The organism is Thalassovita mangrovi, from assembly GCF_009857745.1.
GTDB classification, from domain to species: Bacteria; Pseudomonadota; Alphaproteobacteria; order Rhodobacterales; family Rhodobacteraceae; genus Thalassobius; species Thalassobius mangrovi.
In genome coordinates, this window is sequence record NZ_WWEN01000005.1 from 52,087 (window position 1) to 64,614 (window position 12,528).

Here is a 12,528-nt window from a genome sequence, read left to right on the forward strand (position 1 = left end):
TCCTGAAATCTGATGGCTAAGGGTGCCGGGTCTATCGTGACTTACGGGACGGCCGCCGGGCATGCAGCAGCTTGAAACGATTGTCCCCGTCCATTTCTTTCACATCGACGAACAGCTCGGCAAGGGTTGTTTCATAGGGTAGGTGGCGGTTCGCCACCATCCACAGCTCGCCATGCGCGGCAAGATTGCGCGCGGCTGCGGCAATGAAGGCCCGGCCCAGATCGGGTTCGGCGGCGCGCCCGGTATGGAAGGGCGGGTTCATAACCACCCCGTCGAGCTTGCGTTCGGACCGCCAGGTGGTGGCGTCGGCCCAGTGGAATTGCACCCGCTCGTCGTCCACATTGCGGCGCGCGCAATCCAGCGCGGCGTGATCGGCTTCGACCACGGCGAGCGTTTTCACGCCCGTACGATCCAGCACCGCGCGCGACAGGTATCCCCAGCCCGCGCCCAGATCGGCCATGTGGGCGGGCAGCTTGTCGGGCAGCGCCGCGGCCAGCAGTTTCGAGGCCGGGTCGATCCCGTCGGCGGAAAACACCCCCGGCGCGGTGACGAAACCGCCTTCGATCTCGGACATGCCCGGCGCGGCCCAGTCTTCCAGACCGGGACCGGCGGCGAACCAGAACAGCTTGCCATGCGCCTTGGAAATCACCGATTGCACCTCGGCCCGCTTGCGCAGGTCCTTCAGCACACTGTCGATGCCGTCGGTCTTCTGCCCGTCGACCAGAACCGGGCCGCCGGTCAGCTTTGCCGCCTCGGCGATCAGCGCGCGGGCCAGTTGCTTGGCGCGCGGCAGGAACACCACGCTGGCCGCAAAGGGGCCTTCGGCCTTGGTGACGCAGTCGAACCCCTGCCCGGCGAACCGGTCGTAATCGGGCTTGAACCCGGTGACGACCTGGCACCGCTCGCGCGGCAGGTCGGAAAGATCGGTATCGGAACGCGGCGCGAAAACGCCGATCCTGCCCTCGGACAGGTCAAGACCGGCCTCAAGGGCCAGAACAAGGCGTGGATGGCTCATTTGTCGACCTCGCAAGGACGGAAAAGGATCATTCCTTTTCCATCGTGCATTGCAGCGGGTGCTGGTGACGGCGGGCGAAATCCATCACCTGGGTCACCTTGGTTTCCGCGATTTCGTGGCTGAAGACGCCGACCACCGCCAGCCCCTTCTTGTGCACCGTCAGCATGATTTCGAACGCCTGCCCGTGATTCATCCCGAAGAACCGTTCCAGCACCAGAACGACGAATTCCATCGGCGTGTAATCATCGTTCAGCAGCATCACCTTGTAGAGCGGCGGGCGCTTGGTTTTCGGCCGGGTCTCCAGCGCGATGGACGCATCGGAATCGTCTTCATTCTTACCGGACATTGTGACGGGCCGTTCGATCATGAGCACGCTTCTTCGGTTTTCACGGTTGTGGGTTAGAACGGTCTATATAACCTGTGTGTTAGATTAGGAAAGAGGTCTGCCGCGGGCAGAAGGAAAACTTGGCCGGAAAACTCACCACAATTGGCTTCGATGCGGACGATACGCTTTGGCACAACGAACGGTTCTTCCGCATCACGCAGGAGCGATTCGCCGATCTTCTGGACGAATACACCGATCCCGATCACCTGATGGACCGGCTTCTGGCGGCAGAAAAGCGCAATATCGGCCACTATGGTTTCGGCATCAAAGGCTTCGTGTTGTCGATGATCGAAACCGCGCTGGACGTGACCGAAGACCGGGTGCCCGGCCCCGTCATCCGGGCACTGATCGACGCCGGGCAGGACATGCTGCAGCACCCGGTCGAACTGCTGCCCCATGCGCGCGAAGCGGTCGAGGCGCTGACCGGCACCCACCGGGTGATCCTGATCACCAAGGGCGATCTGATCGACCAGGAACGCAAGCTGGCACAATCGGGCCTGGGTGAATTGTTCGACGGGGTGGAAATCGTGTCGGACAAGACGCCCGCAGTTTATGCTGAGATCTTCACCCGGCTGGGCGACGGCCCCGAAACCGGGCTGATGGCGGGCAATTCGATGAAATCCGACGTGGTGCCGATGGTCGAAGCGGGCGGCTGGGGCGTGTACGTGCCGCATGGGTTGGTCTGGGAAATCGAAAAGGCCGAAGCGCCGGACCAGTCGGAAAGGTACCAGACGATCGACGATCTGGGCGCCCTGCCCGATCTGGTGAAACGGATCGAAGAGGGCTGAGGGGGTTTACAGCGGGCGCAGGGTCGTGAATTCTCATTTACGAGAGAATCGTTCACATGTGAGATAATGACCCAGACCGACCGCCTTGCCCATCATCTCGCCGAGCTGCGCCGCGCCCGGGGCTGGAGCCTCGATCAGCTGGCCGAGGCGACCGGCGTCAGCCGCGCCAGCCTGGCCCGGATCGAAAAGGCGCAGGTCAGCCCGACGGCGGACACGCTGGGCAAGCTCTGCGCGGCCTACGGGATCACCATGTCGCGCCTGCTGGCGCTGGTGGAGGATGATTTCCGCCCCGTGGTCCCGGCCCGCGACCGGCGCGTCTGGACCGACCCCGAAACCGGGTTCCGGCGCGAAGTCGTGTCGGATGCCGCCACGGGGCTGAGCGGCGAGGTCCTGCTATGCCACCTGCCCGCCCACCAACGGATCAGCTACGACCGGCCACCGCGCCCGGGGCTGGAACATCACCTGTTGCTGCAAACCGGCGCCCTGACCGTCACCGTCGAAGGCCGCTCGCATCGCCTGCAGCCCGGCGATTGCCTGCGCTACCGGCTTGATGGCTCCACCGAATTTCAAACCGGCGACAGCGCCGCCGAATACACCCTGTTCCTGTTGTGAGGCACCGATGATCGACATTCAACGCTGGACCGCGCCCGATCTGCAAAACGGCGCCGATGCCCTTGCCCGCATCCTGCACGGCTGCGTCCATGACGGCGCCAGCGTCGGGTTCATCCTGCCCCATCCGCTGGGCGAGGCATTGGAGTTCTGGCGCAGCGATATCCTCGATCAGGTCCGCCAAGGCCATCGCCTGCTGCTGGTCGCGCAGGATGATGGCGTGGTAGTCGGCACCGTCAGCCTGGTCACCGCCAGCCCCGCCAACCAGCCGCACCGGGCCGAGATTTCCAAGCTGCTGGTGCATCCCGATCACCGCCGCAAGGGCATCGCGAAGCGGCTGATGCGGGCGGCGGAACAGGCGGCAGTCGATGCCGGAAAATCGCTGCTGACCCTCGACACCCGCAGCGGCGACAGCGCCGAGCCGCTTTATGCCTCGCTCGGCTTCGAAACCGCCGGGGTCATCCCCGGCTATTGCCTGGACGTGACCGGCCAGCGCTTCGATTCCACCACCTATATGTACAAGCACCTGACCCCGGTGCCCGCCTGACCCGCCCGAACCGGGTCAATACCGCGCAGGTTGTAAAAAATCTTGCCGCCGCGATGGCATGTGTTGGGGGTCTTCGCCGCCGATCCCCAAGATTTGCCTCTTTGTTGGGCGGCAATCCGGAACCGTCAAAAAACGGTCAAAACCCAACTAAATGATAGCTTTATTCGTGAAAACTCATGTGTTAGCCTGAATCCAAACAAACGACGTCAGACCGGAAAACCGGCGGCGCAGAGGCAGTAAAGGCAGTGATCGTGAAGGATCGGCAGTGGAAGCCGGCCCGCTTGGGCCTGCTGGTATTCGCTCTCATTTGGATTCTGGCCATCGTGCCGCTCAGCGCGCGCGCCGCGCCCTATGCGGCGATGGTGATCGATGCGCGCTCGGGCGAAGTCCTGCATTCGCGCAACGCCGACCAGCGCCTGCACCCTGCCTCGCTGACCAAGATGATGACGCTCTATATCGCCTTCGAGGCGGTCGAACATGGCGAAATCGACCTCGACACCATGGTGCGCATTTCGAAAAAGGCCGCCGCCGAACCGCCGTCGAAACTGGGGCTGGTGGCCGGGCAGCGGATCAAGCTGCGCCACCTGATCCGCGCCGCGGCGATCAAATCGGCCAATGACGCCGCCACCGCCATCGGCGAAGCGATCTCCGGCTCCGAAGCGGCCTTCGCCCGCCGGATGACCCGCACCGCCAAGGAACTTGGCATGACCCGGACCACCTTCAAGAACGCCCATGGCCTGACCGAGTCGGGCCATCTGTCGACCGCGCGGGACATGACCACGCTGGGGCGGCATCTGTTTTACGACTACCCGGAATATTACAACCTGTTTTCGCGCCAGCAGGCCGATGCCGGCGTTCGCACCGTGTCGTCGCATAACCGTTTGCTCAGCAGCTACCGCGGCGCCGACGGGATCAAGACCGGCTATACCCGCGCCGCGGGGTTCAACCTGGTCGCCTCGGCGCAGCGCGGCGACGAACGGATCATCGCCACGGTGTTCGGCGGCCGGTCTTCCGCGACCCGCAACGCCAAGGTGGCCGAATTGCTGGATCTCGGGTTCCAGCGCGCACCCAGCCGGGTCGCGGTGCGCAAACCGCAGCGCCCCGCCTATGCCGGCAATACGCCGGGGTCCGACGCGGCCGGAAAAACCATCCGCCTGGCGACGGCGGTCAGCAAAAGCCTGCGCCCGCGTGTGCGGCCCGGCGACACGTCCAACCCGCCGGTCCTGCTGGCGCTGAAGGACGACATCAACAGCGCCCTGGCCGAAGTGAAAACCGCCGCCAAGGCCAGCGAAGACACCCCCGAAGACACTCCCGCCGTCACCCCCAAGATGCGGCCCGAAGACGTGGTGCTGGCCAGCGCCGGGAACGACGCGGCGGTCGAGGATACCCTGGCCCGCGACTCCGCCAGCAACGAACCCGAGGTCGTGACCCGGGTCAGCACATCGGGCGGGCGTCACTGGGGCATCAATATCGGCCGCTTCCCGTCGCGCTATGCCGCCGAACGGCAGCTGCTGAAGATCGCGCTGACGGAAATGAGCACCCTGGACGGCAGCCTGCGCAAGGTGGTGAACCGCAAGAACGGCTATGACGCCAATTTCCTCGGCCTCTCCCGCGACAGCGCCGACCTGGCCTGCCGCCGGCTGCAGGCGCGGCAGGTGACCTGTTTCATGATCGGGCCGGGCTGAGGCAGGCCCTTTCTGAGTATCGGCAAACACGAAAAACCCCGCAGGCACAGGCCGCGGGGTTTTGCTTTTCCGGATATGTCCCTGGCCGCTCAGGGCTTGGGATGATCGTCGTAATCGCCGTTCAGGATACGCCGCGCGTTGCCTTCGGGGTCGTCGTACTGATCGCTCTTCACGGTGTAGACGAAAAACAACAGCCCCGCGCCGCCTAGGATCAGCGAGATCGGGATCAGGTAGGTCAGGACGGACATTTCATTACCTCAGGCGCAGCGCGTTCAGCGACACTGTAATCGAACTGGCCGACATGGCCAAGGCCGCGACCAGCGGCGTGGCCAGCCCGATCACCGCGATCGGCACGGCGATCACATTGTAGATCGTCGCGATACGGAAGTTTTCGCGGATCCGGCGGGTCGCCGAGCGGGCGGTCGTCACGGCATCGGCAATCGGGCTCAGATCGCCACCCAGCAGCACGATGTCCGACGCCACCCGCGCCGCGTCGAGCGCCGAGGCGGGCGAAATCGATACATGCGCCTCGGTCAGTGCGGCGGTGTCGTTCAACCCGTCGCCGACCATCAGCACCGATTTGCCCTGCTCGCGCAGCGCGGCGACGCGCGCGGCCTTGTCGGCGGGCAGCGCTTCGGCCACCCATTGACGGATGCCCAGACGGTCGGCCAGTTCTTCCACCGCGCCGGTGGCGTCGCCGGACATCAGGATCACGTCCTTGCCACTGTCCAGAAGCGCCTTGACCGCCTCTTCGGCGCCGTCACGCAAACGGTCGGCAAAGCTGAACGGCTGCGGCTCTTCGCCCTCGACCGACAGCCAGGCGGTGGTCTGCGCCCGCGCCGGTGCGCCGACCCAGGCACCCCGGCCCAGCCGCACGCGGCGACCCTGCCAGGTGCCTTCGGTGCCGTAACCCGGAACTTCGGTCAGCCCCTCGATCCGCGCGGGTTTCACCCCGGCCGCCTGCACCGCGTTGGTCAGCGACACCGACAGCGGGTGCGCGCTGCCCTGCGCCAGCGCCAGCGCGATTTCCAGATCGCGGGTCGCGTGATCGCCCATATTGGTCAGTTCCGGTGTACCGGCGGTCAGGGTGCCGGTCTTGTCGAACACCACCATGTCGACCTGCGCCAGTCGTTCCAGCGCTGTGGAATGCTTGATCAGCATGCCGCGGCGGAACAGCCGCCCCGACGCGGCGGTGGTCACAGCCGGCACGGCCAGGCCAAGCGCACAGGGGCAGGTGATGATCAGAACGGCGGCGGCGATGTTCAGCGCGGTACGCATGTCCCAGCTGTACAGGTACCAGCCGACGAAGCTGAGCGCCGACAGGATATGCACCCCCGGCGCATAAAGCTTGGCCGCCTTGTCAGCCAGCGAGGTATAGCGTGACCGGCCCGATTCCGCGATGGCGACCAGGTCGGCCATCCGATGCAGCGAGGTATCCTTGCCCACGGCAGAGGCGCGGATGGTCAGCGGCCCGGTCAGGTTGACCTCGCCCGCCGAAACCTTCTGCCCGGCTTCGGCGAAAACCGGCACGGTTTCCCCAGTCAGCAGCGAGCGGTCGATTTCCGAAGTGCCCTCGACGATTTCGCCGTCCACCGGCATCCGCCCGCCCGGGCGCACCATGATCAGATCGCCCACGGCCAGTTCCGACACCGGCACCTGCTTTTCCTCGCCGTCGCGCAGCAGGAAGGCGCGCGGCACTTCCAGCGCCGCCAATTCCTCGGCCGCCGAGCGGGCAATGGCGCGGGTGCGGTGATCCAGATACCGCCCGGCCAGCAGGAAGAAGGTCAGCGTCAGCGCCGCGTCGAAATAGGCGTGTTCGCCCGACAGCGAGGTTTCCCAAAGCGAGGTCACCACCGCCAGCGCGATCGCCAGCACGATCGGCACATCCATGTTCAGCCGCTTGTTCTTCAGCGCGCTCCAGGCGTTGCGGAAAAACGGCTGGCCGGAAAACACGATGGTCGGCAAAGCGATGGCCGCCGAAATCCAGTGGAACAGGTCGCGGGTGGCATCCACCGCGCCGGACCAGACCGCCACCGACAGCAGCATCACGTTCATCGACGCGAACCCCGCCACCGCCAGCCGCATCAGCAATTCGCGCCCGGCCTTGTCGGTCGCGGTGGCCGACAGGGTGCCGGCGTCCAGCTCATGCGCCTCGTAACCGATCCGGTTCAGAACGCCGATCAGCTCCTGCGGCATCACGTCGTGATCGGCCTCCACGCTGGCGCGCCTCAGGGTCAGGTTCACCCGCGCCGAATGCACGCCCGGATGTTCCGCCAGCGCGCTTTCCACCGCCGAGATACAGGCGCCACAATGCACCGATGGCACCGACAGCGCGATCTTCGCCTCTTTCAGCTCTTCTTGTTCGGCCAGGGCCTCGGCCGCCGGGGCGGCGAGGCAGGCCGGACAGGCCGAAGCGGGTGGGCGGCGGAGGGCGGTAGTCATCGCATCACCGGATCACATGCAGGTTCAGCCGCTGGATGAATTCGGTGCCGTCCTCGGCGACGGCCTGCAGGCGCACGTTCCACTTGCCGCCCGTCAGTTCCAGCGGCGCGACATAGGACACGCCGTCGAAGGTGAATTCGGGCGCCTGGTCCTCGGCGATCTCGGTCGGGCGGCCAACGGTCGCCTCCAGCTTCGCCGCGCGCACCGGCTGGCCCTGCCGGTCGGTGATCTTCAGAACGATCCGGCCATCCACCTCTTCGGCCCGGATGGTCCAGCCCAGGGCCTCCTGCGCGGCCTTGCGCTTGTTGAATTCCTGGCTGGCGACATAGGAATTCTTCACCTCGAGCCCCGGGAAGGTCTTCACCGCCTGGACCGCCATCACAACATTGACCGTGATGATCACACCGAAGGCCGCGACGAAACCGATCAGAACGTGTTTGCCGGTGATTTCCTTGATCATCAGTTGGCCCTTCCGTTGAACACCGTGTCCTTGTAGGCGCGATCACCGCTTGCGGTATCCTCGACCCACAGACGGAATTCCACCCGTTCGCTTTCCGCCGGTTCCGAGCCTTTCGGCGCGATCACATAGACCCGCTGCAGATAGGTGCTGTCGGCCGGGACATTGACCGAGGAATAGGGCGTGCCTTCCACTTGCACCCGCAGCGCCGGATGGCCGGTCAGCGAGATATTGAACGGCCGGTCCTCACCATGCTTGTTGCGCAGCCGCACATCGTAGGTGTTGCGGATCGACCCGTCCGAAAGGGTCACATAGGTGGGGTTACGCACCGGTGCAACGGTCAGGTCGATATCCGAGCGGATAAACAGCGCCACGACCAGCCCGACCCCCACCAGCGACCACAGCGTGGTGTACATGATGGTGCGCGGGCGCAGGATGTGTTTCCACACGTTCTTGACCGGGTTGCCGGAACGTTCCGACGCTTCGTCGGTCAGCGCCATGTAATCGATCAGACCGCGCGGCTTGCCGATCTTGTCCATCATTTCGTCGCAGGCATCGATGCACAGACCGCAGGTGATGCATTCCAGCTGCTGACCGTCGCGGATATCGATCCCCATCGGGCAGACGTTGACGCAGGCCATGCAGTCGATGCAATCGCCCAGGTTTTCCGCGCCTTCCGCCTTGCGGTGCTTGCCGCGCGGTTCGCCGCGCCAGCTGCGGTAACCGATGGTGATGGTGTCTTCGTCCATCATCGCGGCCTGAATCCGCGGCCAGGGGCAGGCATAGATGCAGATCTGTTCACGCGCGAAGCCGCCGAACAGGAAGGTGGTGGCGGTCAGGATCAGCATGGTCGAATAGGCGACCGGATGCGCGTTCAGAGTGACCAGGTCGACCAGCAGCGTCGGCGCATCGGTGAAATAGAACACCCAGGCGCCGCCGGTTGCCAGCGCGATCAGGAACCACGACACCCATTTGGTCATCCGCAGGCGGGCCTTGCGGAAATCCCATTTCTTCTGCCGGTGCAGGCGCAGGCGCGCGTTGCGGTCGCCCTCGATCCAGCGTTCAACCAGGATGAACAGGTCGGTCCAGACCGTTTGCGGGCAGGCATAGCCGCACCAGACCCGGCCCAGGGCCGAGGTAAACAAGAACAGGCCGAGGCCCGCCATCACCAGCAAGCCGGCGATGAAGTAGAATTCATGCGGCCAGATTTCGATCCAGAAGAAGAAGAACCGGCGGTTGGCCAGGTCCACCAGCACCGCCTGATCGGGCAATTGCGGACCGCGATCCCAGCGGATCCACGGGGTCAGGTAATAAATGCCGAGCATAAACGCCATCAAGACCCACTTGAGACTGCGGAACTTGCCTTTGACGCGGCGCGGGAAGATGGGTTCACGGGCGGCGTAGAGGCTCGACGACGCTTCGGGTTCGGTCTGGGACACGGAATCACTCCGACTATTTCGGTATTTTATCGGCCCTTTTCACAGGGTTCGGGCCAGGCGGCATTGACTTGTATCAAAATGATTATGGTGCAGACATCTATTTTCGCCCCTGGCCTTTTAACCATTTCGTGAACGCCCTGAGCGCCGGTCGCTGCACCCCGGGCCGGGTGACCAGGAAATAACCTTTCTTGCGGTCGTCCTGAAACAGCACCCGCAGCCGCCCCGCCGCGATGTCGGGTTCGACGAAGGCGCGGGCCAGAACCGCCGCGCCACGCCCGGCGCGGGCTTCTTCCATCATCAGGTTGCCGGGCAGTGTCGTCATCCCCGAAGCCGGCCGTTCCGTCACCCCCTGCTGGCGCAGCCAGTCGCTGCTTTCGTGGGTGCCCAGCTCCTGCAGCCAGGGCAGACGCGCCAGTTCGTCAGGCGTCAGCGGCACCTGCTGCGGCACCAGTTCCGGCGAGGCGACCACGACGATCGGGGATTCGACCAGCAACTCGACCTCCAGCCCCGGCCAATTGCCGTCGCCATAGCGCAGCGCGATGTCGATGCCGCCCGGTCGCAGCGGCTTCACCTCGGCCGAAGGATCGACCATCAGGCTGACCTCTGGGAATTTTTGCCGGAAATCGGCCAGCCGCGGCATCAGCCAGCCGGAAACGAAGGCGGGGGTGGCGGAGATTTGCAGCGGGCGGTCGGCCTCGGCCCCGGTCAATGCGTCGGTCATCTGCGCGATCTCGGCGAAGCTGCGTTCCAGCGTCAGCGCCAGCTGCAGCCCCGCATCGGTCAGCACAGGTTTGCGCGGTTTGCGGTCCAGCAGCGGAAGACCCAGATGCGACTCGAGCGATTTGATCTGCTGACTGATTGCCGCATGGCTGACATTCAGCAACGCCCCGGCGGCGGCCATGCTGCCGGCCTGATGGAAAGCGGCAAAGGCGCGCAAGGCGTTCAACGGGGGCAGACGGGACAAGTTCATGCGTAAGCTATACTTACGGTAGCGGAAAATTACCAGAGTCGCTCGAAGCGCCAAACGCCCTTAATTTCAAGATCAGAAATTTCAGAGACGGAGGCAAAGATGCTTACGATACTTGCAGATTCTTTCATGTTCGCGGCCGGATGCAAACCGGTGATCCGAACCGGAAAACCCCATCCTTCCGCCTATGAACGGCGGATCAAACACACGCCGCAAACGGAAAAATCGACGCGGCGGCACGGGTGATCCGGCCGCGCAATGGGTTGATTTTTACCGGGATTGGGAAATAAATGGCACCGGCCTTCCAGGAAACGCGCGAACAGGACGGAAGGACCGGTGCCTACCCGGGGCGTCGCGAAACGCCTCGGGTATTCTTTTAAGCGATATTACTCGCCGCCACCCAGCTGGTGGACATAGCTTGCCACGGCGCGGATCTGCGCTTCGCTCAGACGCGCATTCCAGTTGGGCATCACGCCGTAACGGGCATTGGTGACAGTTTCCTTGATGGTGTCGAAGTCACCGCCATAGAGCCAGATCGCGTCGGTCAGGTTCGGCGCACCCTGATAGATGTCGCCGGTGCCGTCCTCGGCGTGGCAGGCAGCGCAGTTTTCTTCGAAGACAACCGCACCATCCGCAACCATCGAGGCATCCATCGGATCACCCGACAGCGACATGACGTAGTTCACCACCTGGTCGATCTGCACCGGCTCCAGCAGTTCATCGCGGCCGAAGGCAGGCATTTGCGAGAACCGGGTATCTTCCGAATCCTCGCTGCGGACACCGAAGGAAATGGTCTGGTGGATGGCTTCGATATCGCCGCCCCACAGCCAATCGTCGTCCAGCAGGTTGGGATAACCCTTGGCGCCGGCAGCCCCCGACCCGTGGCACTGGGCGCACCAGGTCTTGAACACGGCGGCCCCGGCGGACACGGCATAGCCCTGCAGTTCGGGATCGCCCGCGATCTCGGTCAGCTCGGCCGAAGCCAGCTTTTCGTTGATCGGGCCCAGCTGGGCTTCGTGGGCGGCGATTTCCGCGGCAACGTCGCCGCGGGTCGACCAGCCCATGAACCCGGCCGACGCCTTGTGGATCCCGGGCCATGCCGGATAAGCCAGCGAATAGACGAAGGCGACGGCGATACAGGCATAGAAGGTCCACAGCCACCAGCGCGGCAGCGGCGTGTTGAGTTCCTCGATCCCGTCCCACGAATGGCCGGTCGTGCCGATTTCTTCTTTTTGAGTTGGTTTCTTAGCCATTTCCTCGCGCCTCCTTGGCGTCACCGCGCGGGGCGGGTTTGTCTTCGTGCCGGAACGGGATGTCCGCGACGTCGCGGTAGGTCTTGCTGCTTCCCGGGCGCATCACGAAAATGATGACGCCGACGAAGAAGGCACACAAAGCCAGCAACACCCAGCTATCGGCGAACTGTCTGAGCAGGGAATAGGTATCCATGTTTACCCCCTACCCTTACCGGCTTGCGTCCGGGGTGAAGGTCGAGAAGTCGACCAGGGTCCCCAGCATCTGCAGGTAGGCGACCAGAGCGTCCAGTTCGGAAATCCCCGGCTGACCGTCGAAATTGCGCACCTGCACGCTGTCCTCGCCATAGCGTTCCAGCAGACCGTCGTAATCGCTGTCCGGATCCGCCTGGGCCGAGAAATCGAGCTGGGCGTTTTCGATCATGTCATCGGAGTAGGGAACGCCGACGAACCTATGCGTCGCCATCACCTCGCCGATATACTTGCCGTCGATCATGTTGCTCTCGAGGAAGCCGTATTTCGGCATCACCGATTCCGGCACCACCGATTGCGGATTACGCAGGTGGTCGACATGCCATTCGTCCGAATAGCGGCCGCCGACGCGGGCCAGGTCGGGCCCGGTCCGCTTCGACCCCCACTGGAACGGGTGGTCGTATTGCGATTCCGCTGCCAGCGAATAGTGGCCATAGCGTTCCACCTCGTCGCGCATCGGGCGGATCATCTGGCTGTGACAGACATAGCAGCCTTCACGGACATAGATGTCACGGCCCGCCAGTTCCAGCGGGGTGTAGGGGCGCATGCCCTCTACATCCTCGATGGTGTTTTCCAGCCAGAACAGCGGGGCGATCTGCACGATGCCGCCGATGGTCACGACCAGGAAGGCGAAGATAGCGAGAAGAGTGATATTCTTCTCAAGGATTGCGTGTTTATCGAGAATTGCCATC

At 64.0% G+C, this 12,528-nt stretch carries 14 protein-coding genes; 4 read left to right on the forward strand and 10 right to left on the reverse strand.

Going from position 1 to position 12,528, the window contains the following annotated elements; all coding sequences use genetic code 11:
* Window positions 1–31 precede the first annotated feature (31 nt).
* Together GR167_RS12460 and clpS are read right to left on the reverse strand one after the other, a co-directional pair.
* Complete coding sequence (locus GR167_RS12460) at window positions 32–1,015, reverse strand: class I SAM-dependent methyltransferase (RefSeq protein ID WP_160973925.1); 984 nt, start codon at window positions 1,013–1,015, stop codon at window positions 32–34.
* 28 nt (window positions 1,016–1,043) lie between these two features.
* Window positions 1,044–1,361 (reverse strand): ATP-dependent Clp protease adapter ClpS, encoded by a 318-nt coding sequence (gene clpS / locus GR167_RS12465; RefSeq protein ID WP_370741306.1) that lies wholly within the window; start codon window positions 1,359–1,361, stop codon window positions 1,044–1,046.
* A 119-nt stretch (window positions 1,362–1,480) separates the two neighbouring features.
* Here clpS and GR167_RS12470 point away from each other — a divergent pair, with 119 nt between their 5' ends.
* The 4 genes from GR167_RS12470 to GR167_RS12485 all read left to right on the forward strand — a co-directional run bounded on the left by GR167_RS12470 (window position 1,481) and on the right by GR167_RS12485 (window position 5,029).
* Complete coding sequence (locus GR167_RS12470; RefSeq protein ID WP_160973927.1) at window positions 1,481–2,188, forward strand: HAD family hydrolase; 708 nt, start codon at window positions 1,481–1,483, stop codon at window positions 2,186–2,188.
* A 66-nt stretch (window positions 2,189–2,254) separates the two neighbouring features.
* Window positions 2,255–2,800 carry a helix-turn-helix domain-containing protein gene (locus tag GR167_RS12475; protein ID WP_160973928.1) on the forward strand — a complete coding sequence of 182 codons (546 nt, stop codon included), beginning with the start codon at window positions 2,255–2,257 and terminating at the stop codon, window positions 2,798–2,800.
* A 7-nt stretch (window positions 2,801–2,807) separates the two neighbouring features.
* Window positions 2,808–3,344: a GNAT family N-acetyltransferase gene (locus GR167_RS12480; protein ID WP_160973930.1), complete on the forward strand. Its 537-nt coding sequence runs from the start codon at window positions 2,808–2,810 to the stop codon at window positions 3,342–3,344.
* Between the two features lie 251 nt (window positions 3,345–3,595).
* Window positions 3,596–5,029, forward strand: coding sequence for a D-alanyl-D-alanine carboxypeptidase family protein (locus tag GR167_RS12485; RefSeq protein WP_370741307.1), 1,434 nt, complete (start codon window positions 3,596–3,598; stop codon window positions 5,027–5,029).
* A gap of 89 nt (window positions 5,030–5,118) precedes the next feature.
* Here GR167_RS12485 and ccoS read toward each other — a convergent pair whose 3' ends face one another.
* From ccoS to ccoO, 8 genes are all read right to left on the reverse strand, one after another.
* Window positions 5,119–5,277 carry a cbb3-type cytochrome oxidase assembly protein CcoS gene (gene ccoS, locus GR167_RS12490; RefSeq protein ID WP_160973932.1) on the reverse strand — a complete coding sequence of 53 codons (159 nt, stop codon included), beginning with the start codon at window positions 5,275–5,277 and terminating at the stop codon, window positions 5,119–5,121.
* Between the two features lie 4 nt (window positions 5,278–5,281).
* Entirely contained in the window at window positions 5,282–7,471 is a 2,190-nt protein-coding gene (locus tag GR167_RS12495; protein ID WP_160973934.1) for a heavy metal translocating P-type ATPase, read from the reverse strand.
* 4 nt (window positions 7,472–7,475) lie between these two features.
* The gene (locus GR167_RS12500; RefSeq protein WP_160973935.1) at window positions 7,476–7,931 is read right to left on the reverse strand and encodes a FixH family protein; all 456 of its coding nucleotides are present in this window, start codon (window positions 7,929–7,931) and stop codon (window positions 7,476–7,478) included.
* The gene (gene ccoG / locus GR167_RS12505) at window positions 7,931–9,367 is read right to left on the reverse strand and encodes a cytochrome c oxidase accessory protein CcoG (protein ID WP_160973937.1); all 1,437 of its coding nucleotides are present in this window, start codon (window positions 9,365–9,367) and stop codon (window positions 7,931–7,933) included. The genes GR167_RS12500 and ccoG overlap by 1 nt, the downstream gene beginning before the upstream one ends.
* 97 nt (window positions 9,368–9,464) lie before the next feature.
* Window positions 9,465–10,337 (reverse strand): LysR family transcriptional regulator, encoded by an 873-nt coding sequence (locus GR167_RS12510; protein WP_160973939.1) that lies wholly within the window; start codon window positions 10,335–10,337, stop codon window positions 9,465–9,467.
* Between the two features lie 383 nt (window positions 10,338–10,720).
* On the reverse strand, window positions 10,721–11,587 hold the full coding sequence (gene ccoP, locus GR167_RS12515; protein ID WP_160973941.1) for a cytochrome-c oxidase, cbb3-type subunit III: 867 nt from the start codon (window positions 11,585–11,587) through the stop codon (window positions 10,721–10,723).
* Window positions 11,580–11,780 carry a cbb3-type cytochrome c oxidase subunit 3 gene (locus tag GR167_RS12520; RefSeq protein ID WP_160973943.1) on the reverse strand — a complete coding sequence of 67 codons (201 nt, stop codon included), beginning with the start codon at window positions 11,778–11,780 and terminating at the stop codon, window positions 11,580–11,582. The genes ccoP and GR167_RS12520 overlap by 8 nt, the downstream gene beginning before the upstream one ends.
* Window positions 11,781–11,795: 15 nt before the next feature.
* On the reverse strand, window positions 11,796–12,527 hold the full coding sequence (gene ccoO / locus GR167_RS12525; protein ID WP_160973945.1) for a cytochrome-c oxidase, cbb3-type subunit II: 732 nt from the start codon (window positions 12,525–12,527) through the stop codon (window positions 11,796–11,798).
* Window position 12,528: the final 1 nt, after the last annotated feature.